We start from the raw sequence: 21,778 nt of genomic DNA, 5'->3' as shown, positions 1-21,778 counted from the left end.
CCCACGCGCCCGGGAAGGGACCATGAACCCCGCACACACCACCGTCGACCACACCTTCACGGTCCCCTTGGACCACGCCGCCCCCGGCGGCGAGACGATACGCATCTTCGCCCGCGAGATCACCGACCGCTCCCGCGCCGGCGAGGAACTGCCCTGGCTGCTCTATCTGCAGGGCGGCCCGGGCGGCAAGTCCCCCCGCCCGTCGGGCACCTCGCCCGGCTGGCTGGCCCACGCACTGACCACGCACCGCGTCCTCCTCCTCGACCAGAGGGGCACCGGCCGCTCCACCCCGGTCACCGCCCGGTCCGCCGCGCGTTGTGAGGACCCGGCCCAACTCGCCGCATATCTGGGCCACTTCAGGGCCGACTCGATCGTCGCCGATGCCGAGCTGATCCGCCACACGCTGTGCGGTGGGGAGCGCTGGGAGACGCTCGGCCAGAGCTACGGCGGCTTCCTCACCCTCACCTACCTCTCCCAGGCCCCGGAAGGACTCCGGGCCTGCTACGTCGCCGGCGGCCTCCCGGGCCTCACGGCCACCGCCGACGACGTCTACGCCCGCACCTATCCACGCGTGCGCGACCGGGTCCACGAGTTCTACGCCCGCTATCCGGACGACGCCCGATGTCTGCGCCGGCTGGCCGATCTGCTCACCGCGCAGGACGTACGCCTGCCCGACGGGGACCGGCTCACCGTCCGCCGGCTGCGCACCCTCGGCCTGCTGCTCGGCATGGGCGACGGGTTCGAGCGCCTGCACTGGCTGCTCGACGAAGCGCTGGACGAGGACGGCGGACCGACCGACACCTTCCTGTACCAGGTGATGGGCCTGACCGGCTTCACCGACAACCCGCTCTTCGCCGTCCTCCAGGAAACCCTGTACGGCCAGGGCGCCGGCCCCACCGGCTGGGCGGCCTCCCGTGCCCTCGCCGCCTTCCCCGAATTCACCGAGGCCGCGGACCCCCTGCTGCTCACCGGCGAGATGATCTACCGCTGGATGTTCGAGGACATCCGCGGTCTGCGCCCCTTCGCACAGGCCGCCGACCTGCTCGCCGGGCGCACCGACTGGCCGCCCCTGTACGACCCGGACCGCCTCGCCGCCAACCGCGTCCCGCTCGCCGCGGTCGTCTACCACGACGACATGTACGTGGACGCGGGTCTGTCCCTGGACACCGCCCGCAAGATCGGCGCCGCACGTGCCTGGGTCACCAACGAATGGGAACACGACGGCCTTGCCGCCTCCGGCGACCGGGTCCTCGCCCGCCTGATGGACCTGGCCGCCGGCCGCGGCTGACGGAAGCGGGGCCGGGGGCGTACCAGCCGGGAAGGCCCCGCTACCCGTAGCACCGGGGGAGCCGCCTAGGGAAACCAGACCTCGCAGATGCTGTCCTCGCCCTCCTCGCTCCGGTCGACCACGAACGCCGACTCGCGGCGCTCTTCATTCACATAGACGGACAGTGCGCCACCGGTGAGCATGTGGAGGAGGTCCCCGTTGTGGAAGGAGAACTCCTCCTCGCCGTCTCCGTATTCGTCGCTCAGTTGGCCGGGGTCGATCCCTGCCGTGGTCAGGGTGGTGCGCGGGTCGCCGGTGACCTCCAGCTCCTCGAAGCCCTCCACGGTCAGGTCCGGAGCGCCGGGCACAGCGACGAGGATCTTGCTGTAGGAGGCGCCGAAGTCGCGTTCACAGACCGCGATGATCCGGGAGTGCGGATGCTTCTGCTTCTGTGCCTGGAACTCGTCCTCCAGCGCACTGGCCATGATCCCGTCTTCGACCAGGGCCGGATCGGTGATCTTCACCGTGGAGCCCCACACGGCCGCGCGTACCTCGTCCAGTTCTTCCCGGCTGGCCGGATGCCCCGGGTGCTCCAGCCGAGACGGGGCGTCCTGGCGGCGGATCGCTGACACGGTGGACAGGGACAGCACCGCGGCTTTGGCCGCCGCTGGATCGTGGGCAACCGTGGCCGGCCGCACTGTGGGTGGGAGCGGGGCGGTGAAGGGGGGATGGACGATGACCAGATGCGCATGGCCGTGGTGGCGGAGGTCCACCTGCGTACCGGGTGATACGGGATTCATGGCGCCGAGCGTAGCCGCGGGCCAACGCCTGTAAGTGAGAGTGGGTGGCGGTCTTCTCATGGCGGGTCACGCCGCGCCTTCATTTTCGTTGAACGCTCACCTACGCGGCCGCGCAAGGCTAAAGTCATCGCTCCGATGGCACCTGCTCCCCGCCGCAAGCGGGCACCGGTTCACGACCGAGGGCAGGGCCATGCGCGCAGGGGAGCGCGCAGCACATAGGAACAGGGGGGACCTGTACATGGCCCGGAATCAGAGGCCTCAGCCGACGGCGGAGGACAAGAAGAACGTGCGTGTGGGCTGCGGCATCATGCTGGCTGCGCTGCTCGCGGTCGGCGGCTGTGGCGCCTTGATCAACGACGACAACGCCTCGTCGTCCAAGGTTTCGTCGCCCACGGCTGCGTCGCCCGACACCTCGTCGTCCAGCGCCTCCTCGTCGCTGTCCACCTTCGACGACAAGCCGAACACCGTCACCGTCGATGACTTCGTCGGCATGGGGCTCCAGGCAGCCCAGGACGCAGCGCAGGACGACGGCCTCTACCGCCTCGACTCCACCGATGCCACGGGCCAGGGCCGTCAGCAGGTCTGGGACCGCAACTGGACGGTCTGTGCTCAGACACCCGCGGCCGGCGAAACGATGAGCGCCGATGACACGCTCACGTTCGACACCGTCAAGTCCAGCGAGGGCGAGACCTGCGACGACCCGACGGGGTCTGCCGGCAGCGAAGACTCCTCCACTTCCGGCACGGGCGATTCCTCCACGGTCGCCGGCACGGGGGACGACCAGACCGATGGCTCCTCCGACAGCGGCTCCAGCTCACTGACAGGTGGTTCCGACTCGTCGGGCGACGAATCCAGTTCCTCTGCGTCCTCGGCCGGCTCGCCACAGGCGCCGGCCGGTGCCACGGCCCAGTGCAACGACGGTTCCTACAGCTATTCCGCCCATCGTCGGGGTACCTGCTCGCATCACCGTGGCGTGGCCGTCTGGCTGGCCAGCGTGCCTTCGTAGCGGGGGCGTCGACAAGATCGGCCTGGTTACGGACCATCGCAGCAGCTCAGAGGCACACCAGCCAGTGGCCGATGGGGGCGAACCGCTCGGGTCCGCCCCCCTCGGCGTGGGATCAGGATGCTTCCGTGACCCGGTTGAAGAGGCGGCCGGCGAGGTCGATCCCTGTGATGGCGCCGTTGGCGTCGCGGGAGAAGTAGCCGCGCTGCCCCTCGAGACCGCCTTCGGTGACGATGTACTCGTCGCCGTCGCCGTCGCCATCGCTGTCGTCGTTTTCGCCGTTGTCGCCGGGAAGGAAGCCGATGGCCGCGGCCGGGTAGTCCGGGGGCATCTCCTCGTCCGATGCCGCGCGGATCTCCGGCTTGATCCCGACCGCCAGGGTGAGGCGGGTGCCGTCGGTGGCGATGTCGAGGTTCATGGCGTCGATCTCGTAGCGACCGACGACCTGTTGGGCCTTTCCTTCGTCGTACGGGAGCGGCTCCACCGTCTTCTCGACGACGCCCAGGCAGTGCTCCAGCGCCCACCGCACGACGGACTGGTTGAACGGGTAGCCGTCCGGTCCGACGTTGGCCAGCGAGACCACCGCGAAGTTCCGCTCGGGGACGATGAGCAGCTCGGCGAACTGGCCGTTGCCCGAGCCGCCGTGTCCGATGCCGTGGAGACCGTCCCAGTCGTGCAGGAACCAGCAGATTCCGAAGCCGTCGCCGAGCGTACTGCTGCGCAGCGCGACCGTCTGCTCCCGCATCCGCTGCAGCTCCACGGCAGGCAACACGCCTTCTCCGTCGCCGAGTTGGAACCGTGCCCAGCGCAGCAGATCGCTCACCGAGGAGGCGAGGCCGCCGCCGGGGTTGTCCCGGCGCGCGCCCTCGTTGAACGCTCCCCAGGGCCGGGCGGCACGCAGTTCGCCGTCGTCGTCCCGGTTGTAGCCCACGGCGAACTTGCGGACCATCACCTCCGCCAGTCCGTACACGGTGTCCGAAAGACCCACCGGCTCCAGGACGAGTGAGGCCATGGCCTGCTCGAAGGGCAGGCCGGTGACCTTCTCCACGATCCGCCCGGCCAGGTTGTATCCGGCCTGGCTGTACGAGGCGCGGGCGCCGGGCGGTGCGATCAGCGGCAGTCCGGGCAGCTTCGCCACGAGCCCGGTCAGGGAGCGGTCGCCCTCGCCGTCGTCGATCAGGTTCCAGTCCAGGCCCGCGGTGTGGTTGAGCAGGTTCAGGACGGTGATCTGTGCGGCGGCCTGCTCGTCGGCCAGCTTCAGCTCGGGCACGTAGCGCCGCACCGGCGCGTCCAGGTCCACCTTCCCCTCGGCGACCAGGCGCATCAGCGCGGTCGCCGTGAAGGTCTTGGACACCGACGCCAGGTGGAACAGCGTCTTCTCGTCGACCGGGACCGGGTTGGCGAGGCTCGTGACGCCGTGCGAGGCGTAGATCTCCTGTCCGTCCAGGAGCACCCCGACGGCGACACCGGGAACGCCGAGCTCCGTGGCCTGCGTCTTGACGAACTCCGACAGCTTGTCCTGCAACATGGCTCCCCCTCCGGGCACTTGAACTAAGTACGAGAAGGAGCGTAGGTCTCACTTGAACAAAGTGCAAGGCGGTGCGTGAACTAAGTTCAAGTAGGGTGATGGACATGCCGCGAGACACCCTGACCGCAGACCGGATCGTCCGTGAGGCCATCGAGCTGCTCGACGACGAGGGGCTGGACGGTCTCAACATGCGGAGCCTGGCGAAACGGCTCGGCTCGGCCGCCACCGCCGTCTACTGGCACATCAAGACCAAGGACGAGCTGGTCCGACTCGCCAGCGACGCGATCTGGCACGAGGTCGAGCTGCCCGATCTCGACGCCACCGACTGGCGCACGGCCGCCACCGCCCACGCCACCGGCATGCACGCGATGCTCACCCGGCACCCCTGGCTCGGCCAGGCATTCGGCAGCCACCTCCTGCACGGGCCCGGCCAGGCCCGGCACAACGACCTCAGCCTGGGCATCTACGAGAAGGCGGGCTTCGCCGCCGCCGACGCGGACCGGGCGGCCGCCACCGTCTTCACCTTCGTGCTCGGCAGCACGCTGGGCCCTGCCGCACAGGTCTCGCTCAACCGCCGGCTGAGCAAGAGCGGCGCGGACCCGGAGCAACGGATGGCCGACGCCATGACCCGCGCCACCGAGACCGCCAGGCAATTCCCACGCCTGCGCGAACGCCTCAACACCACGGCCGCCACGGAGTACGCCGCAGCACCCGACGACACCTTCGCGTTCGGCCTCCAGTCCCTCCTCGACGGCTTCGAGGCCCGCCTCACGGCCGCCGGCACCAGTCGGCACACGTAACCCGGTGCCCGGACCACAGCCACCCGACCAGGTCCCGGTTCCCTCCCGACCGGGGCTTTACGGTGGCGGGGACCCCGCCCAGGCCCGGAGCGCCTCTGCTGGTCGCGGCCGCCAACGTACTTGCCATTTACGGAAGTTGCGCAAGGGGTCGCCGTCGGGCCCTGGACTGGAGCTTGCGGTACCAGGCGTTCACGCTCCCACGTATGGCGTCAGACTGGATGTCGGCTCCAGGATGTCCTCAAGCGGACATTCCGTGCTATCACTCAAGAACGAGGTGGCGACATGTGGTCGGGCACGCACGACGATTACTGGGAACAGACCGCACGGATGATCCCCGAGGGCTTGCACCGTACACGCTCCAGAGAGCGCGCCAAGGCTGTCAAGTACAGCCGAGAACAAGTGGAACAGAGCCGCAAGATCGCCCATGAAGTCCAAGCCGTTGAACTTGAACGCCTCGCGGCCCTCGGGCAGATCCCACAGGCCGAATACAAGGCCCGCATAGTCGCCTTGGCCGCCTTGGCAGAAGACAAAGAACCAGGCACCGGACAGGAGAACCCGTACGCGGGGTGGACGAGGCACTTGACTGGCCCGAGCGGGGACGAACCGGTGATCTGAGGGATCCCGCCGGCTGGGGACCTGATTCCGCGTGAACTTGGCTGCGTAGCATTGGCCCATGGGTGTCAACATCATGCTCGACTTCGAGGTGCACGGACTGGCCGACGAGGCGCAGACCAAGTCCGTCGTGAGCGCACTCGCCGAACTGATCCGTGCGGAAGGCCTGCAGGAGCACGAGGTCGGCCTCGGGTGGAGCGTGGAGGACGGACGCCACTGGATCTCCGGCGAGACCGACCACCCGATCGGCATCAGTCGCTTCTATGCCTGGCGTCCGCACTTCGAAGCCGCCTTCCGTGAACGGGTCCACGCACTCGCCCCCGCTGCCACAGCCGCCATCAACTGGCACTATCCAGACGGCGACTGACCACGTCCAAGAGCCGCCAGGCCGGCACAATGAGGTAAACCAGGCCGCCACCATCATCGCCCTGGCCACACTCCGCACGAGAGTCCAGCCGAACGACTCAGTCCGTGACCAGGACTTCCAGATTCCGCACCCCCTCCTCGGCGACCTCACCGAAGAACCGCGGGCAGATCCATGCCGCCTCGCCGCGCGCCTGGTCCGGTTTCTCGGGCGTGGGGAAGTCCTCAGGGGCGTAGAAGTGCGCCATGGCGTGCCGGAAGCCGGCGTATCGCAGCTGCGGGTGGGCGTCGTCGTGGGCACACTCCGCCGGGCGCGGCGCGGCGGCGACGGTACGCAGCACCCGCAGCACGTCCTCGGCCACGGATCGCGCCGGCGCCGGATAGGCGATCTGCATCGTCTGGTACGCCGCGAGCAGCAGCACGGCACGCTCGCGCGCGCTGTCGGCGTGCTCGAAGCGCCGCGCCGCCCATAGGCCCAGATCCTCGGCGTACTGCTCGTTCCGGGAGGTGAACTCGACCCGCTGCGCGATCTTCTCGATCTGCAGCCTGCCGCCCGCGTCCAGGTATTCCGCGTCCACGTGCGAGACGTCGCGCGGCCCGAAGAGACGGTCGCGGCTGGTGCGCAGCTGCGTCAGGGACTCCTGCCCGAGCCCGGCGATGAAGGCGGGGCACAGCATGATCTCCAGTGGTGCGCCGTGGTCTCCCTGCTCCGTGCGCTGGCGTTCGTAGCGAAGGCGACCACCGGGGTAGCTCAGTTCGATGCCGAGCCTGGCGGCCTCCGGCGCGAAATTGGGCAGGAGGGGGTGCGCGTCCCAGGCGTGCTCACAGGGATCGGCGGGGGAGTGGCTCAGGGCCTCCTCCAGCGCCTCGATCAGCTCGTCGAGGACGCCCTTGTGGCGCACCATGCCGGATGTGGCGTACCAGCCCACCGCCCTGACCACCATGATCCGCCCGGCCCGGTCGTCCGGGTCCTCGGCGGACCGCAGGGCCCGGGCCTGCTCCTCGATCTCGTCGTAGACATCGGTTTTCGGATAGCCCTCGAGGAGGGCGGACAGCGTGTCGATGGTCGCGTTCGCCTCCGGCGGGAGCCGCGGCGGGACGTCCGAGACCGAGCCGGGGTCGAGGAGATCCAGGGCGATCCGCGCGAACCCGGCGGCGTTGCGCGGGCAGCGCCACTCGTCGCGCGGGCGGTCCTCGTACCACTCCTGCGTGTCGTCGACGAGGTCGATCAACCAGCCGGGCAACTCCTCGTCCTCTTCGGCATCGTGCATCTCGTACGGATGGGAGTCATGCACGCAGTCCTGAGCCGACAGGGCCGGCTCCGCAACCCTGAGTGCCTGGAGCGCGGCCTCCTTGACCCCATCGCCGGGCACCCAGGACAGATGCGGCACGGCCACCACCAGCCCGAATATCCAGACATAGGCCAGCGGCCCGCCGGGATCGGCGCCCAGCCTCGCCGCGCAATCCAGGACCAGCCGGTCGTGGGAGCCGTCGTGGTACTCCTCATACTCGTAATGGAGCTTCTCCCAGGCCACGGCGAGGTTCTGGATGTCTCCGACGATGGTGTCGCTGCCGCTGTTGCCGCACCCGGTCTTCCCGCTGCCCGTGTCATCGGGGCGGGTGGCCGGGCTCGTTTCGTTGTTCGTCACACCGGACACGACGCGCGGGCCGACCAGCAAGTTCCTGTCACGATGAGAAGGCGTCCCGTGGCTGCCGGCCCTGCTTCGGCGTGCGGCTCAGCCGTGCGCGCCAGACGGCCCAGCCGGCACACCCAGACCCACCGCCCAACGACCAGCTGCCGTGACGCAACTGTCTAGGTCCCAGGGTGGGTGGCCGTCCGTCCAGAGAATGACCGCGGGGCCAGTCATGGCACTTCAGGACAGTCCGGCTTTGGGGCCCTGTGGGGATCTGAGCGAGGTCGTCTACGGCCACGCTGCCGCGGCTGCGCCGGGACGGGATCGGCTTCGGCTGCCCGGCGTTGGCGGCGTTCCCTCTGAACCACGGTGCCTGTTACGGGAGTTCGCGGCCGACCGTTGCATATCCGCCGCCTGCGGGAAGTTTTCGCGCGAGCATACCCTTTGACCCGCCCGCCCTCTTGATGTCCAGGCAAACACGAAGGTTTCGCCGATCCCCCTTCCCCCCATGCCCCCTGTCGTCATAGCCTGATTCCCCCGCGCTCGAAGTGCGGTTTGCCGAACACAACCGCTTCACATTCTCTCAGGTATTTCTTTTCTTAATGAACAAAAACACCCCCCACAGCCGCGCCCGGACCCAGCATGCCAACGAAGGATGGACCTTCTTGGCGGAATCGATACGGAACCATCGCACGGTCGGTTCCATCGCCCCCAGCAGCAAGCCGCTGGCCAACCTGCTCGCTGATCCGGTGCTGGAACGAGCGCCGCGCATTTCCAACGTCCTGGAAGTCGGTGCGGGTACCGGCTCGGTCACACGAGCCCTGCTTCCCCGCCTGCCTCAGGGCAGCCGCCTGGACATCGTAGAAGCCAACGCTCATTTCGCCGCGCACTTGCGTCGCCTGGTGCACGGCCACCAGAACTTTCCTGACAAGCAGGAGCAAATACGCGTCCATAACGTATTTGTCGAACAGCTCAGCACGGACCGCCGCTATGACGTCATCGTCTCTGGCCTGCCGTTCTCCAACTTCTCCCTCTGGCAGGTTGAGGAGATCATGGGTCGCTACTTGGAGCTGCTCCGCCCAGGTGGGACTCTCACCTACTTCTCCTATTGCGGTAGTCGCTGGGTCCGCACCTTGCTGACATCCCGCTCAGAGGCCCGCCGTCAACTCGACGTCAAACTTCTCTTGAACCAATACCACAACCAGTACGCCATCGGCTGTTGGACCGTGTGGGGAAATCTGCCCCCCGCGAAGGTGTGGCAACTGCGCCGACCAATCGATGCGCTCGGCGCCTCCGACATATCGCCCGTCAAGTCGGACGTATCGCGATGAATGCCCTCAGCAGTCTGCTCGGCCGGATCGCATCGTGACGACCTTGAAGCGTGTTTTGTAGCCCCTATTCCTCGTCGCTGGCTGCCTGTGACTCCTCCGAGGGGAACAGGATCGGGCTGACCAGGTAACGGGTGCGTTGGGGTGAGGGCTCGTTGGTGATCCGGCGCAGCAGGACCTCGCGCATTTCGCCGATCATTTCGGTGAGTTCGTCCGGGCTGAGCCACATCGCGTGCTGGCGGTATCCCACCAAGTCGGCGGCGGGTGCGGCGCCGGGACGGTCGAGGTAAGCGTTGAACTCGGACAGCAGAGTCGCCATCGCCACGGCGAACACCCGCCGGTGGTCCTCGGGCGGAACCGAAGCGGCGGTGTCGGCGTCGATCACCGCGCGCTCCCGCCGAAGTCGATAGCGGCGTTCGATGGTGCCGCGTACGCGCTGTTCGCCCGCGATCTCCAGCAGGCCGCCGTCCGCCAGTACGCCCACATGCCGGTACACGGTGGCCTTCGATACGTCCGGCAACAGCGTGCACAACCGCGAGGTGGTCAGTGTCCGGCCGCCGGACATGGCATGCACGATGCGCAGTCTCACGGGGTGCAGGAGGAGGTCGACCGTGTCCATGCGGTTATGGTCTCACGAGTGATACTGTTCTCAAACTTGAGAATGTGGTGCTGGTGAGCCGCTCAGTGGCATGCGCCGGCGCTCGGCACTGACATGGCAGAGGAGCAGACCATGACTGACACGCCACCTCCCCTGGGGCGTCTGCACGACATCGGCGGCGGTCGCCGCCTGATGGTGTACCGCTCCGGCGCTGGCGGCCCAACGGCGGTGTTCCTCGCGGGCGTTGGGCTGATGAGCCTGGACTATCTGAACATCCACCACCGCGTCGCCGAGCTGACCACGAGCGTGCTCTACGACCGCGGGGGCAACGGCTGGAGCCACCCCGCCGAACTGCCCCGTACCGCCGCCGAAGTGACCGACGAACTGCGCGAGCTACTCCAGACCGCCGACGTTCCCGGCCCCTACTTGCTGATCGGCCACTCCTTGGGCGGGGCCTACGCGCGCCACTACGCCAGGCGCTTCCCCGACGACGTGGCCGGCCTGCTCCTGCTCGACCCCTTCCACGAGGACATGGCGACCCGCGCCCCGCGCCAGGTACGGGAGAGGCTCGACGAGATGCTGGAGCAGATGGGGAGCCAGGAGTCGGCGGAGCCCACGCCGGATCAGCTGGAGCAGTCCCGCGCCCAGATGGTCCAGCACTTCGCCGCATGGCCGGAGCCGGTACGTGAGCCCCTGGTCGCGCGCCATCTCGCCACATGGCGGGCTGCCTCGCGCGAGAACCAGAACCTCTACGACAAGGTCTCCGCGGAGTTTCGGGACGCCCCGGGCACCCCTGACGTGCCGCTGATAGTGCTCACGGCCATGGGGCACGACGCCACCCAGGCCCATCTGTGGCCGCCGGAGCTGCTGCGCGAGATCAACGAGAACAAGCGCGCCCTGCACGCCGAAGTGGCGGCCGAGTCCCCGCGCGGCGAGCAGCGCGTCCTCGACGACGCGGGGCATGGATGGCTGCACGAGGAGCGGGCGGACGCGGTGATGGGGGCCGTCAACGACCTGCTCTCAAGGATGCGTTGACGACAGGGCCGCCCTGCTGACAGCACATGCCAGCGCCTGACGTGCACCCGGCATCTCGCCGCCTCACTGCCTCGGCGCCTCGGCGTGTACGCCGCTGTCGTGGCTGCGACCTGGAGGCGCGGGAGTTCGGCAGGACCCCACGGTGCGACTGGGCGCTTCAGCCGGCCGCGCGCACACCGACCCGGTCCCAGGCGCCGAGCACCGCTTGGTGCTCGGCGCTGTCCTGGCCGTACAGCATTCCGGCCGCGTCGGCCGTGCGCTGTGCCCAGTCGGTGAAGAGGAGTCCTTCGCGCATGCCCTCACCGATGAGCGCCTCCCACCAGATCCGCCCGGCGTTCTCCCATGCCTTGCCGCCCAGGCGTTGAGCGACCGAGTAGAAGGCGAAATTGGGGATGCCGCTATTGATGCGGGGGCCGCCCGTTTCCTCCGTGTTGTGGACGTAGTCGTCCATATGGGCGGGCTGGAGGTCTTTGCCGAGGGACTGGTCGTCGTAGGCCGTGCCGGGGGCCTTCAGCGAGCGCAGTCCGATCCCCTTGACGCCGGGGGCCAGGAGACCTGCTCCGACGACCCAGTCAGCCTCCTCAACCGTCTGGTTACGAGCGTGCTGCTTGACCAGTTGGCCGAAGACATCGCACAGCGACACACGCAGGGAGCCGTTCTCGCCCTCCCAGCCGAAGTACCGCTGCATCTCCGCGACTCCATGCCACACCTCACCCGCGATGAGGTCGGTGCACCGGCTGAACGACTGGAAGATCATCCCGTCCCCGTCCCCGAGCACCAATTGCTCGCCGTCCCACCAGCCGTTGTTGAAGTTGCGGCCGTAATGGACAACGGCGGTGAGGGGCCGCTTGACGAGCGGATCGCGCTCCAGCACCTGACGGCCGAATGCCGTCACGGCTGCCAGCGCCTCGTACGTCTCGTTGACGACCGGGTCGCTCGTGGGCGGCTGTCCGGTCCAGCGGGCCAGGACGGGCCGGTGCAGGCGTTCCTTGTGCTGGGCATCGCAGACGACGTAGTCGGCGTTCGGTGCCTCCGCACCGATGACCGCGGCGGGAACGGTCGGCTCGGGGATCTGCGCGGTGGGAGGCAATGCCGGGACGGGCGGCTCCGCGGGCCGCGCAGGTGGCGGGGGCGCCGGCTGGGCCGCCTCGCTGAACTGCATGGTCACCAGGGCTTCCTGCATCGCGAGGGAGATGATGCCGCTGCCGGGGCCGGGCAGTGGAAGAGGGCGTTCGGGTGTCGCAGCGGACGGACTGGTGAGCCGGTGGATCGTTGACTGGACCTGGGGGTCGGAGATGTGGGCGATGTGGCCGAGCGTGGAGATTGCCCGCACCAGCCAAGCCACCGCATCACCGAGCAGGCGGTCGCGGTCCGTGTCGTTGAACGAGTCATCCGTCAGGACAGGGACGATCTCCAGCGCCTCGTACCCTCGGCGCACCGCCTCGAAGGGCTCGCTGCTGAGCCGACGGGCGATCGTCGCACCGTATTCGTCCCAGGCGGCCCGCGGGAGGGCTGGTGCGGCCCAGTGGCCGGTCTGCCTGAAGTACATGACCGCCGCGCTGTTCCTGGTGAGTTCGGCGTAGATCAGCCGCGCGGCGGTACGGAGGTTGCTTCGGGCCCGCAGCACCGCGCCACCCGCGGCGACCAGGAAGGCAACCGTAGGGCCGATGATCGCGGCGAGAAGTGAACTGTCCATGTCGCCTTCCTCACGCTGCGACCACTCCGGCCCGCAATCCGCGCGATCGCACAATCCGCGATGGGCGACTCACGTTATGCCAGTCCACGCGCCACGACTCGGGTCCCGGTCCGGGGCTGGCCACAACCACTCGAACGCGGGAGCAGCGGGCGCTTCATCGAGTCGCAGGAATCCGGTGACCGCCGCGTCACCACTGCGCCGCGCGCTGGTCGCCGGAGCATCGACGGCCGGTCCCGTCGCGTTGGGCGGCCTGGTGCCGTGCTGAGGTCGGTGGTGCGAACAGCCGCCTGCCTTACGGTCGTTGACCGGGTGACGCGTCATGTAGTCGAGAGAGTGGTTTACCGTTCCCGTCCGTGTGAAGACACTGGCTCCGCACCGCTCGTATGCCAAGTGTGATGAGCGATGAATTCACACGACATGAGCACTCCCCACGTGACCGTTCCGAGCACGAGCGACCCCGACGCATCGGGCGAGAAGCAACACGCCTCCGATGCCTTACCTGCCACGCGTCCTGCGTCTCGGTCGCACGAGACGCAGCCCTCACGGCGCGCCGTGGTGACGGCGACCGGCGCGTCGGCGCTCGCCGCCGGATTGACCGCCGCCTCCATCGCACCCGCGACCGCACTGAGCCCCGCCATCGCACCCTCCGCGGCGCCGGCCGCAGTGCCGCCTGGCATCGACCCCAGGGCGTACACCACAGTCGCCCGCGCCATCGCCGTCTACGACGAGCACGACAGATCGCTCGTCCCGACCTACCTGAAGGCCGTCGAAAACGGCCTGCCCACCAGCCGCGCGAAGGCAACGAAGCGGGTCCTGGTCGTCGGGGCCGGCCCGGCCGGCCTGCTGGCAGCCAACCTGCTCCATCGGGCAGGCCACGACGTCGTCGTGATCGAGGCCAACGGCAATCGCGTCGGCGGGCGCATCAAGACGTTCCGCAAGGGCGGCCACGAAAAGGGGGAGCAGCCCTTCGCCGATCCCCAGCAGTACGCCGAAGCCGGTGCCATGCGGCTGCCCGACAGTCACCCCCTCCTCATGGCACTGCTCAAGAAGTTCGGCCTCCCGCTCCAGGAGTTCTACCTGGTGGACGTGGAGGTGGAGAACCCCACGAAGAAGGCCAACCGTGCCTGGATCCACGTCAATGGCATCCACATGCGCCGGGCCGACTACGAGAAGAACCCTGCACAAATCAACGACACCTTCGGTGTCACGGGCCCCCACCGCACGAAGACCGCATCCGCCATCCTCGCGCAGGCCCTCGAACCCGCATTCCGGCTCATCCGAGGAAAAGAAGGGGCAGCCCTCGTCAAGGGATGGGCCAAGATCCTCCAGAAGTACGGCCACTGGTCCATGTACCGGTACCTCACCGAAGTCGCCGAGCTCGACACCAGGACCATCGACCTCATCGGCACCATCCAGAACCTGACCTCACGGCTGCACCTGTCCTTCACCCACAGCTTCCTGTCCAGCGCGCTGATCGACCCCAAGACCAAGTTCTGGGAGATCAAGGGCGGCACCGCGCTGCTCGCCGACGCGCTGTACAAGCCTGTGAAGGGGAAGGTGACCCTCGACAGGCGCGCCGTACGGATCGAACACCAGGCAGGCAAGGTCCGGGTGCACACCGTTTCCGAGGACTGCCAGACAGGCAAGGGCGGTGTCACGGAGGTCTTCGAGGGCGACGAGGCGCAGTGGAAGGAGGCACTGAACTCCATCGCGGACAATCTCTACGACAAGTACAAGGCCGGCGCGGTCAAGGACGGCCGGTACCTCGGCGCGCACAAGTCAGTGCGGGACCTGGGGGTGACGATCCCCGACGAACTCAGGAAATGCTTTGCCGTCTTCCGGCCAGTCATGGGCGGCGAGCCGGATGCCGCTCATATCCGTGGCGGCGGCAACGTGAGCGACAACGCCAACCGGTTCATGTACTTCGAGCACGCGCACCCTGTAGAGGGCAGCGACGGCGGCATCATGCTCGCCTCCTACAGCTGGTCCGACGACGCCCTCAAGTGGGATGCCTTCGCCGACGACGAACGGTATCTGCGCGCGCTCGCCGGAGTGCAGGCCGTCTTCGGCCGCCGGTGCGAGGTCTTCTTCACCAACAAGTGCAAGACACAGTCGTGGATGCGGGACCACTACGCCTACGGTGAGGCGTCCGTGCTCTTCCCTGGTCAGCACGCGGAACTGTTTCCTGACGTCCCCACATCCGAGGGGCCGTTGCACTTTGCGGGGGACCACACGTCCATCAAGCCCGCCTGGATCGAAGGCGCGCTGGAGTCTGCCGTCCGGACGGCATTGAAGGTCCACACGAGCTGACCGGAGGAAGGACCGCCCTGTCCGGCGCCCCACCGCACCGGGACGCCGGACACGTCCTTTTCCCGACCTGGGGCACGCCGGGCAGATCGTCAACAACACCTACCTGACGATCCTGAACACCGGCTTCCTGCGCAAGGCCGGCGAGTCCGAGGAGCGCATCACCGCCGTCTCCTCCTGGCAGGACGCCCCCTACTTCACCGACGCCGAACGCGCCGCCCTCGCCCTGGTGGAGGCCACCCTCCAGCCCGCGCCGCACGGCCAGGAGCGCGTCTCCGACGAGCTGTACACCGAGGTCGCCAAGCACTACGACGACAAGGCACTGGCCACCCTGACCATCGCGATCGGCCAGATCAACTTCTTCATCGCCCTGGCCGTGATCGGCAAGCCCCAGCCGGTCACCTCCCTCGCGGACGAGCAGTGGGACTGACCTGATCTGTGTCTGTCAGCGGGGTTGGCGGGTCCGTCGACCCCGGCGGCGTGAACCAACCGCCCGAGGATCCGGTATGATCATCGCGTAGCTCCGGCCTGCGGGTGGGAGTCACGCGTCTGTGGTCCAAGGAAAGACGTCCACCAGCCGGTGGGAAATGCAGGTGCAAGGCCTGCCGGGCGCTCCAACGAAAGGTCTCTTCCCGCTCGGGAAGAGACCTTTTGCGTGACGGCTCGGCACGGCGGTCTCCGCTCAGCGCCACCGCGGTCACCTTCCGCCAGGCATCGCCTGGCGTGACCTGAGGCAGAGCTTCATCGGCTGCCCGCCCCGCTTCCGTACCCACGCTCAGGCTGTCAGTGCAGCGTGGAACACTCGTTCGTTGAAGGGATGGGTCGATCTCAACTCGATGATGGGGGCTGCCTTCATGGGCATGGTCATCTCGTTCACGTGCGTGACACCGGAGGAGCTGGACAGGGCCGAGAAGGACGCCGAGTGGGCGAGGGAGTTCCTCTGGGAGGTCGACGAGCTCCGGCCGGACAACCCCGGCGCCTACCTCGACAAGGCCTGGGCCGGCCTGGAGTTCCTGCTCGGCGAGGCCGATGAGCCCCTTGAGTTCCTGATGGACGGTTACCAGATAGACGACGAAGGCACGCTGTTCAGCTGGAGCGTCGAGAGTGTTCAGGACATCGCGAAGCGGCTGGGCGCGCTGCCGTGGGAGCGGTTGGTCAGCCATTACGACCCGGCTCGGATGGCCGAGGAAGAGGTGTACCCCAACATCTGGGATCCCGAGGACGACGACGAACCCGAATATCTGAAGGGCGCCTACGAGACGCTGGTGGGCTTCTTCGACGCCACGGCCCGCTTGAAGTCGGCGGCGCTGATGAGCTTCAGCTTCTGACGGGGTTCTGGCGGGACTTGGTGGTCTTCGCCCTCTGGGGTGGCAGCATGCCGTGTCATGGCAGACGACAGCACGACGGGGTTTCGGGCGGGCCGGACGGGACTCATCATCAGGATCCCGGAAGCGGAGCCGGCCGTCCGCGCATGGCGCGAACGGTTCGATCCGTCGGCCCGAGCAGGGGTTCCAGCACATGCCATGGTGCATGACGGCGCGAAGTGGCAAGAGAGGGCGTCGTTCGCACTCCGGGAATGAGGGGGATCGCGGCATGGCCAGGGCCTATCACCAGCCACGTTCCGCGGCCCTTTTTCGTCAAGGAACACGGTGCGGGTGGCAGGGCGAAAGGGGGATTCCTCCGGAAACGACGGCTATGCGGCGCACGAGATCCCCGGGAACCCCGGTGTGCGCCAGGTCTCGCCGTCACCCGTGATCGCGAGACCCTCGTATCCGTCGAGTCCCTCCAGCCAGTCCTGCGCCCCCGCGCCCATGGCGAACGCCGCGGTGGCGTAGGCGTCGGTTGTGGTCAGGCCGGGGCCGACCACGGTGACGGATGCGGGGCCGGCGGCGGGAGCGCGGGTGTGGGGGTCCAGGATGTGGGGGCCGCGCTCGGCGCTGCCGGAGGTGGCGACGGCCAGGTCGCGGCCGGTGACGACGGCGCACAATTCCCCCGGGCGCAGCGGATGGGCGATCCCGACGCGCCACGGGATTCCGGGCGCCGCCTCCCCGCTGAGCTGAAGGTCCCCACCGCCGTTCACGCAGGTGTGGTGGGCGCCGGCCGCCCGCAGGAGCTGTCCGGCGCGTTCGACCGCCCAGCCCTTCACCAGCCCGGACGGGTCGAGAGTGCCGCCCGGGGTGGCGCTGAACCAACCACGGGTGGCGGTTCCCACCCGCTCGCAGAGGTCGAGGACCTCGCGCACCTCCGCGGGGCAGTCGTCGAGTCCGATCTCGCCGCGGGCGAGCCGGCTGATGGCGCTGTCGGAGCGGTACGTCGAGAAGACCTCGTCGACGTGGTGGAGCCAGGCGACGGCGTCGTGTACGGCGGCCTCGATGGCGGGGGTGCGCGTGTCGCGGACGTCGAAGGAGAACACCGTGCCCATCGCCTCCTCGACGTGGCGCAGGCCGCGCCGGAACTCAGACACCGGCCCGGTCCAGTGCGCTCTGCAGGGACTGGACGTATCCCGCACTGGTGTAGCTGGCGCCGGACACGGCGTCGATGTGGGCGCTGTGCGCGCTCAGCGCCTCCTGTGTCAGGCGCGGCAGGGCGTAGGCAGCGATCTCACGGTCGCGACCGTTCTCGGACGGGGCGTGCAGCACCTTGACGGCGGTCAGCCGGCCGGCCTTGACGGTGGCCGTGACCTGCACGGTGCCGTAGCGGGTGCGGATCGGGGCGCCGGTGTAGGTGCCGTCGGCCGGATGGCTGCCCTGGGACGGACGTCCGGAGGGCGTCGGAGCCGACGCGGCACCCGCCTGGGCCGGGTCGCCGGTCAGCGCGGCGGGCTGGTGCGGTTTGAGGGAGAGCAGGAGGACGACCAGTGCGCTGGTCGACGCTGCGGTCAGAACGGCTCGGCGCACAGGGGCTCCTCAGAACTCGAACGACTCGTGGTGGATGTGGCGTCGGGGTATGCCGGCGCCGCGCAGCGCACGGCGGGCCGCGGTGGTCATGCCGGGCGGGCCGCACAGATACACCTCGTGCGCGGCCAGGTCCGGTACCAGGCGACTGAGCGCGCGTGCCGTCAACGGCGCGGAGTACGCGGCGGGTTCGTCGACGAAGTAGTGGACGGCCGCACCGCGGGCCGCGGCGATCGCATCGAGCTCGGGGCGCAACGCCAGGTCCTCGGGGCGCCGCGCCCGGTAGACGAGCGTGACCTCGCCGGGGAGGGTTTCGAAGAGCGCGCGCAGCGGGGTGATGCCCACGCCGCCCGCGAGCAGCAGCACCTTGGAGCGCCGCCGCCGTGCCTCGGTGAAGGCACCGTACGGGCCCTCGGCCCACACCCGGGTGCCGGGTCGCAGCCGGGCCAGGGCCGCGCTGTGGCCGCCGGCCTCCTTCACCGTGATGCGCAGGTGGTGGGGGAGTGGCGGCGCGGAGAGGGAGTAGGGGTTGGCGGTCCACCACAGGCCCGGTGCCAGGAAGCGCCAGCGGAAGAACTGGCCCGGCCGGGCGCCGAGTTCCGTCAGCCGATGGCCGGTGAGGTGCACGGAGACCACGCCCGGCGCCTCCGGGCGGACCTCGGTGACCCGCAGGCGGTGGCGCAGGGCACGCCGTACCGGAACGGCGAAGCGGTACCAGACGATCAGTGCTGCCACCGCCGCGTACAGGGCGTACCAGCCGAGCTGGGCGGGCCGTCGCCCCACGAAGTCGGCGCCGTTGGAGAGTTGATGACCGAAGGCGAGGAAGATCGCCAGGTAGGTGGCGAAATGGAGGTAGTGCCAGGTCTCGTAGCTCATCCGGCGGCGGGCGGCCCGTGCGGAGACGGCACCGGTGCCCGCCAGCAGCAGGAAGCCCGCGGTGGCCTTGAGCATGTCCGGGTAGTCGAGGACGAGCGTGGTCGTCTCGTGCAGGACACCGCTCCGCGAGGTGAGGGTGTAGCCCCAGATGATCAGCAGGATGTGCGCGAGCACCAGTGAGACGGTGTAGCGGCCGCCTGCCGCGTGCCAGCGCGCCAGGCGGTCGGTGCCCAGGGTGTGGTCGAGCAGGGGAACGCGGGCCATCAGCGCGACCAGCACCGCGCAGGCGTAGCCGGCCAGCAGCCCGGTGATCCGGCCGGCGCCGGTCAGCCAGCCCGCCGGGCCCACGACCGACGCCGTACCGGTCCACCACAGGGCCAGCACGCCGGCCGCCCCTGCCCAGATCGCGAAGTGCGCGAGCAGCGGCGCCGGCGACGGCGGCCACTGCGGCGGGGTGCGGCCGGTGGTGGTCCGGCGGGTGGCGGAGACGGTGCTCATGAGGCTTTCCTTCCGTGGTCGGCGCCAGCGTCGCAGCGCAACCTCTGAGGACTCTCTGAGCGGCCCTCCCGCCCGCCGATTCACAGGAAACTCAGAGCCGGCTCATACCTCCGCCTGCCACCGGGCGAGGGATGCTGGAGTCACCATGCACACTCACCGCACTCCCGCCCCGCTGCACAGCGCCGACGGCTCGCCGGTACGGGTCCTCGTGGTCGACGACGAGCCGGACCTCACCGAAGTGCTCTCCGGCGCCCTGACCAGCGAGGGCTGGGAGGTCCGCAGCGCGGCCGACGGCGCCTCCGCGCTCGCCGTGGCCCGGAGCTTCCGCCCGCACGCCGTCGTCCTGGACTGGATGCTGCCCGACATCGACGGCCTGCAGGTGCTGCACCTGCTGCGCCGGGAGCTGCAGACGGTCTGCGTCCTCTTCCTCACCGCGCGTGACGCCGTCGAGGACCGGATCGCCGGGATCACCGCGGGCGGCGACGACTACGTGACCAAGCCGTTCAGCCTGGAGGAGGTGCTGGCGCGGCTGCGCGGTCTGCTGCGCCGGGCCGGGATGGCTCACGAGCCGGACGGCGACCGGCTGGTCGTCGGCGACCTCGTGATGGACGAGGAGGCGCGGGAGGTCCTCCGCGCCGGCGAGCTCGTCGAACTGTCCCGCACCGAGTTCGAGCTGCTCCGCTTCCTGATGCGCAACCCCCGTCGGGTGCTGTCCAAGGCGCAGATCCTGGACCGCGTCTGGTCCTACGACTTCGGCGGCCGGTCCCACGTCGTCGAGCTCTACATCAGCTATCTGCGCAAGAAGATCGACGCCGGCCGGAGCCCGATGATCCACACGGTCCGCGGCGTCGGCTACGTCCTCAAGCCGGAGCCCTCGTGAAGCGGCTCGTCCCCCGCACCCTGCGCAGCCAGCTCACCGCCGGTCTGGTCGCCCTGCTGGCGCTGGCCTGCCTGGCAGTCGGCATCACCACGGTCGTCGCGCTCGAAGGGTTCCTGGTAGGCCGCCTGGACCAGCAACTCTCCGCCTCCGCGGGCCGGTTCGCGGTGAGCCTGGAGCACGAGGCCCGGCCGGACGCCGACAACCGGCCGGACACCCGCGGCCAGTCCGACGGCACCTTCGGCGCCCGGTTGCTGCGCGGCATACCGACCCAGGCAGCGGTCGTCCGGGACCAGACGGACGCCAGGGTGCCGCTGTCCGCCGAGGACCGCCGCACGTTGGCGGCCCTGCCCACCGACGGCTCCGGACACAGCATCCGACTGGCAAGCCTGGGCCGGTACCGCGTCAACGCGGTGTCCGGCGACGACCGCGACGTACTGATCACGGGCCTGCCGCTGCACCCGGTCGAGGAGACCGTGCACCGGCTGGAGGCGGTGGAAGCCGCGGTGTTCGGCGGGGCGCTGCTGGTCACCGGAGTCCTGGGCGCGCTGTGGGTACGGCTCTCGCTGCGGCCCCTGCGGCGCGTCACCACCACGGCCGCACGGGTCGCCGAGCTGCCGCTGGCCAGCGGCGAGGTGGCGATGCCGGCGCCGGTCCCGGTCGCCGACCCGCGCACCGAGGTCGGGCAGGTGGGTACCGCCCTCAACCGCATGCTCGGCCACGTCGGCAACGCACTGGAGCGTCGCCACGCCAGCGAGAACCGGCTCCGGCACTTCGCCGCCGACGCCAGCCATGAGCTGCGGACTCCGGTGGCAAATGTCCGCGGCCATGCGGAACTCGCCCTGCGGCACACGGGGCCGGTACCCGGCGAGATCCGGCGTTCCCTGGAGCGGATCCAGGCCGAGTCGGAACGCATGAGCCGGCTGGTGGACGACCTCCTGCTGCTCGCCCGCCTCGACGCCGGCCGTGCGCTGGAACGCAAACCGGTGGATCTGACACGGCTCGTGCTCGACGCGGTCGACGACGCCCGGGCGGTCGGCCCCCGTCACCGGTGGCTGCTCGACCTCCCCGAGACGGCCGTGAACATGACGGGCGACGAACACCGCCTGCAACAGGTCGTCGCCAATCTGCTCGCCAACGCCCGGACGCACACCCCACCGGGGACCGCCGTCACGGTGCGACTCGCCGCCGACGACCACGACGTCCGGCTGACGGTTCTGGACGACGGCCCCGGTGTGCCCGAGGAGATCCGGCCGGAGGTCTTCGGCCGCTTCGTCCGCGTCGACCACAGCCGCTCGCGTGCGGCCGGCGGCACCGGACTGGGGCTCGCCATCGTGGAGGCCGTCGTCACCGCCCACCACGGCCAGGTATCCCTGACGAGCCGCCCCGGCCACACCGAGTTCACCGTGACCTTCCCTCCGGCACCTTCCGGTTCCACGCCCCATCGATGACGTGACCTCCGTGCCTGAACGGGCACCGGGGACATGGCCGCCTGCTTCGCAGAGCAGCTGCGTCTGCTGCCGGTGGAAGAGCCCGGTGCGCGGCTGCCCCGTTCGGGTTGCCGAGCGCCACCCTCCCTCGTACCGCACAACCGATCTCCCTCCGGCGCGTTCATTGAACGAGGCACGACGAGACCAGGGGAGCGGAGACGGCCGATGGCGA

General features: G+C 69.3%; 19 protein-coding genes and 1 pseudogene. 12 read left to right on the top strand and 8 right to left on the bottom strand.

Features of this window, described 5'->3' with window-relative positions; all coding sequences use genetic code 11:
- Positions 1-22 precede the first annotated feature (22 nt).
- Complete coding sequence (locus V2J85_RS03020; RefSeq protein WP_261953244.1) at positions 23-1,288, top strand: alpha/beta hydrolase; 1,266 nt, start codon at positions 23-25, stop codon at positions 1,286-1,288.
- Between the two features lie 65 nt (positions 1,289-1,353).
- Here V2J85_RS03020 and V2J85_RS03015 read toward each other — a convergent pair whose 3' ends face one another.
- Positions 1,354-2,067 (bottom strand): DUF6333 family protein, encoded by a 714-nt coding sequence (locus tag V2J85_RS03015; RefSeq protein WP_330820540.1) that lies wholly within the window; start codon positions 2,065-2,067, stop codon positions 1,354-1,356.
- Between the two features lie 238 nt (positions 2,068-2,305).
- Between V2J85_RS03015 and V2J85_RS03010 the strand changes: the two genes are divergently transcribed.
- The gene (locus V2J85_RS03010) at positions 2,306-3,073 is read left to right on the top strand and encodes a DUF3761 domain-containing protein (RefSeq protein ID WP_330820539.1); all 768 of its coding nucleotides are present in this window, start codon (positions 2,306-2,308) and stop codon (positions 3,071-3,073) included.
- Positions 3,074-3,185: 112 nt separating this feature from the next.
- Here the strand turns inward: V2J85_RS03010 and V2J85_RS03005 are convergent, their stop codons facing one another.
- The gene (locus V2J85_RS03005; protein ID WP_330820538.1) at positions 3,186-4,598 is read right to left on the bottom strand and encodes a serine hydrolase domain-containing protein; all 1,413 of its coding nucleotides are present in this window, start codon (positions 4,596-4,598) and stop codon (positions 3,186-3,188) included.
- Between the two features lie 104 nt (positions 4,599-4,702).
- Here V2J85_RS03005 and V2J85_RS03000 point away from each other — a divergent pair, with 104 nt between their 5' ends.
- The 3 genes from V2J85_RS03000 to V2J85_RS02990 all read left to right on the top strand — a co-directional run bounded on the left by V2J85_RS03000 (position 4,703) and on the right by V2J85_RS02990 (position 6,377).
- Positions 4,703-5,398: a TetR/AcrR family transcriptional regulator gene (locus V2J85_RS03000; protein ID WP_261953248.1), complete on the top strand. Its 696-nt coding sequence runs from the start codon at positions 4,703-4,705 to the stop codon at positions 5,396-5,398.
- A 282-nt stretch (positions 5,399-5,680) separates the two neighbouring features.
- Positions 5,681-6,013 (top strand): hypothetical protein, encoded by a 333-nt coding sequence (locus V2J85_RS02995; RefSeq protein WP_330820537.1) that lies wholly within the window; start codon positions 5,681-5,683, stop codon positions 6,011-6,013.
- Positions 6,014-6,071: 58 nt separating this feature from the next.
- Positions 6,072-6,377 (top strand): hypothetical protein, encoded by a 306-nt coding sequence (locus V2J85_RS02990; RefSeq protein WP_330820536.1) that lies wholly within the window; start codon positions 6,072-6,074, stop codon positions 6,375-6,377.
- A gap of 97 nt (positions 6,378-6,474) precedes the next feature.
- Here V2J85_RS02990 and V2J85_RS02985 read toward each other — a convergent pair whose 3' ends face one another.
- Complete coding sequence (locus V2J85_RS02985) at positions 6,475-8,022, bottom strand: hypothetical protein (protein WP_330820535.1); 1,548 nt, start codon at positions 8,020-8,022, stop codon at positions 6,475-6,477.
- A gap of 587 nt (positions 8,023-8,609) precedes the next feature.
- Here V2J85_RS02985 and V2J85_RS02980 point away from each other — a divergent pair.
- Positions 8,610-9,338 carry a class I SAM-dependent methyltransferase gene (locus tag V2J85_RS02980; RefSeq protein ID WP_261953252.1) on the top strand — a complete coding sequence of 243 codons (729 nt, stop codon included), beginning with the start codon at positions 8,610-8,612 and terminating at the stop codon, positions 9,336-9,338.
- 64 nt (positions 9,339-9,402) lie between these two features.
- Here the strand turns inward: V2J85_RS02980 and V2J85_RS02975 are convergent, their stop codons facing one another.
- Entirely contained in the window at positions 9,403-9,954 is a 552-nt protein-coding gene (locus V2J85_RS02975) for a helix-turn-helix domain-containing protein (protein WP_261953253.1), read from the bottom strand.
- A 111-nt stretch (positions 9,955-10,065) separates the two neighbouring features.
- On the opposite strand from V2J85_RS02975, the gene V2J85_RS02970 reads away from it, so the two are divergent.
- Positions 10,066-10,968 carry an alpha/beta fold hydrolase gene (locus tag V2J85_RS02970; protein WP_261953254.1) on the top strand — a complete coding sequence of 301 codons (903 nt, stop codon included), beginning with the start codon at positions 10,066-10,068 and terminating at the stop codon, positions 10,966-10,968.
- A 157-nt stretch (positions 10,969-11,125) separates the two neighbouring features.
- Here the strand turns inward: V2J85_RS02970 and V2J85_RS02965 are convergent, their stop codons facing one another.
- Positions 11,126-12,664, bottom strand: coding sequence for a M4 family metallopeptidase (locus tag V2J85_RS02965; protein WP_261953255.1), 1,539 nt, complete (start codon positions 12,662-12,664; stop codon positions 11,126-11,128).
- Positions 12,665-13,066: 402 nt separating this feature from the next.
- Here V2J85_RS02965 and V2J85_RS02960 point away from each other — a divergent pair, with 402 nt between their 5' ends.
- From V2J85_RS02960 to V2J85_RS02950, 3 genes and pseudogenes are all read left to right on the top strand, one after another.
- On the top strand, positions 13,067-14,974 hold the full coding sequence (locus V2J85_RS02960) for an FAD-dependent oxidoreductase (RefSeq protein WP_330820534.1): 1,908 nt from the start codon (positions 13,067-13,069) through the stop codon (positions 14,972-14,974).
- 76 nt (positions 14,975-15,050) lie between these two features.
- Positions 15,051-15,401: pseudogene (locus V2J85_RS02955) on the top strand (carboxymuconolactone decarboxylase family protein); the annotation flags it as partial.
- A gap of 379 nt (positions 15,402-15,780) precedes the next feature.
- The gene (locus V2J85_RS02950; RefSeq protein ID WP_330820533.1) at positions 15,781-16,299 is read left to right on the top strand and encodes a YfbM family protein; all 519 of its coding nucleotides are present in this window, start codon (positions 15,781-15,783) and stop codon (positions 16,297-16,299) included.
- A gap of 365 nt (positions 16,300-16,664) precedes the next feature.
- On the opposite strand, the gene V2J85_RS02945 is transcribed toward V2J85_RS02950, so the two are convergent.
- The 3 genes from V2J85_RS02945 to V2J85_RS02935 are packed head-to-tail and all read right to left on the bottom strand — an operon-like array spanning position 16,665 to position 19,239.
- Positions 16,665-17,435 carry an FAD:protein FMN transferase gene (locus V2J85_RS02945; RefSeq protein ID WP_330820532.1) on the bottom strand — a complete coding sequence of 257 codons (771 nt, stop codon included), beginning with the start codon at positions 17,433-17,435 and terminating at the stop codon, positions 16,665-16,667.
- Positions 17,428-17,868: an FMN-binding protein gene (locus V2J85_RS02940; protein WP_261953259.1), complete on the bottom strand. Its 441-nt coding sequence runs from the start codon at positions 17,866-17,868 to the stop codon at positions 17,428-17,430. The genes V2J85_RS02945 and V2J85_RS02940 overlap by 8 nt, the downstream gene beginning before the upstream one ends.
- Before the next feature lie 9 nt (positions 17,869-17,877).
- Positions 17,878-19,239: a ferredoxin reductase family protein gene (locus V2J85_RS02935; protein ID WP_330820531.1), complete on the bottom strand. Its 1,362-nt coding sequence runs from the start codon at positions 19,237-19,239 to the stop codon at positions 17,878-17,880.
- Positions 19,240-19,384: 145 nt separating this feature from the next.
- Between V2J85_RS02935 and V2J85_RS02930 the strand changes: the two genes are divergently transcribed.
- On the top strand, positions 19,385-20,119 hold the full coding sequence (locus tag V2J85_RS02930) for a response regulator transcription factor (protein ID WP_315975401.1): 735 nt from the start codon (positions 19,385-19,387) through the stop codon (positions 20,117-20,119).
- On the top strand, positions 20,116-21,567 hold the full coding sequence (locus V2J85_RS02925) for a sensor histidine kinase (protein WP_330820530.1): 1,452 nt from the start codon (positions 20,116-20,118) through the stop codon (positions 21,565-21,567). Before V2J85_RS02930 ends, V2J85_RS02925 begins: the two co-directional genes overlap by 4 nt.
- Positions 21,568-21,778 lie beyond the last annotated feature (211 nt).

Origin of the sequence: Streptomyces bugieae, assembly GCF_036352915.1 — a bacterium.
Classification (GTDB): domain Bacteria; phylum Actinomycetota; class Actinomycetes; order Streptomycetales; family Streptomycetaceae; genus Streptomyces; species Streptomyces endophytica.
The sequence above is the reverse complement of the archived record's forward strand: the minus strand, read 5'-3'. Positions and strand labels throughout refer to the sequence as shown.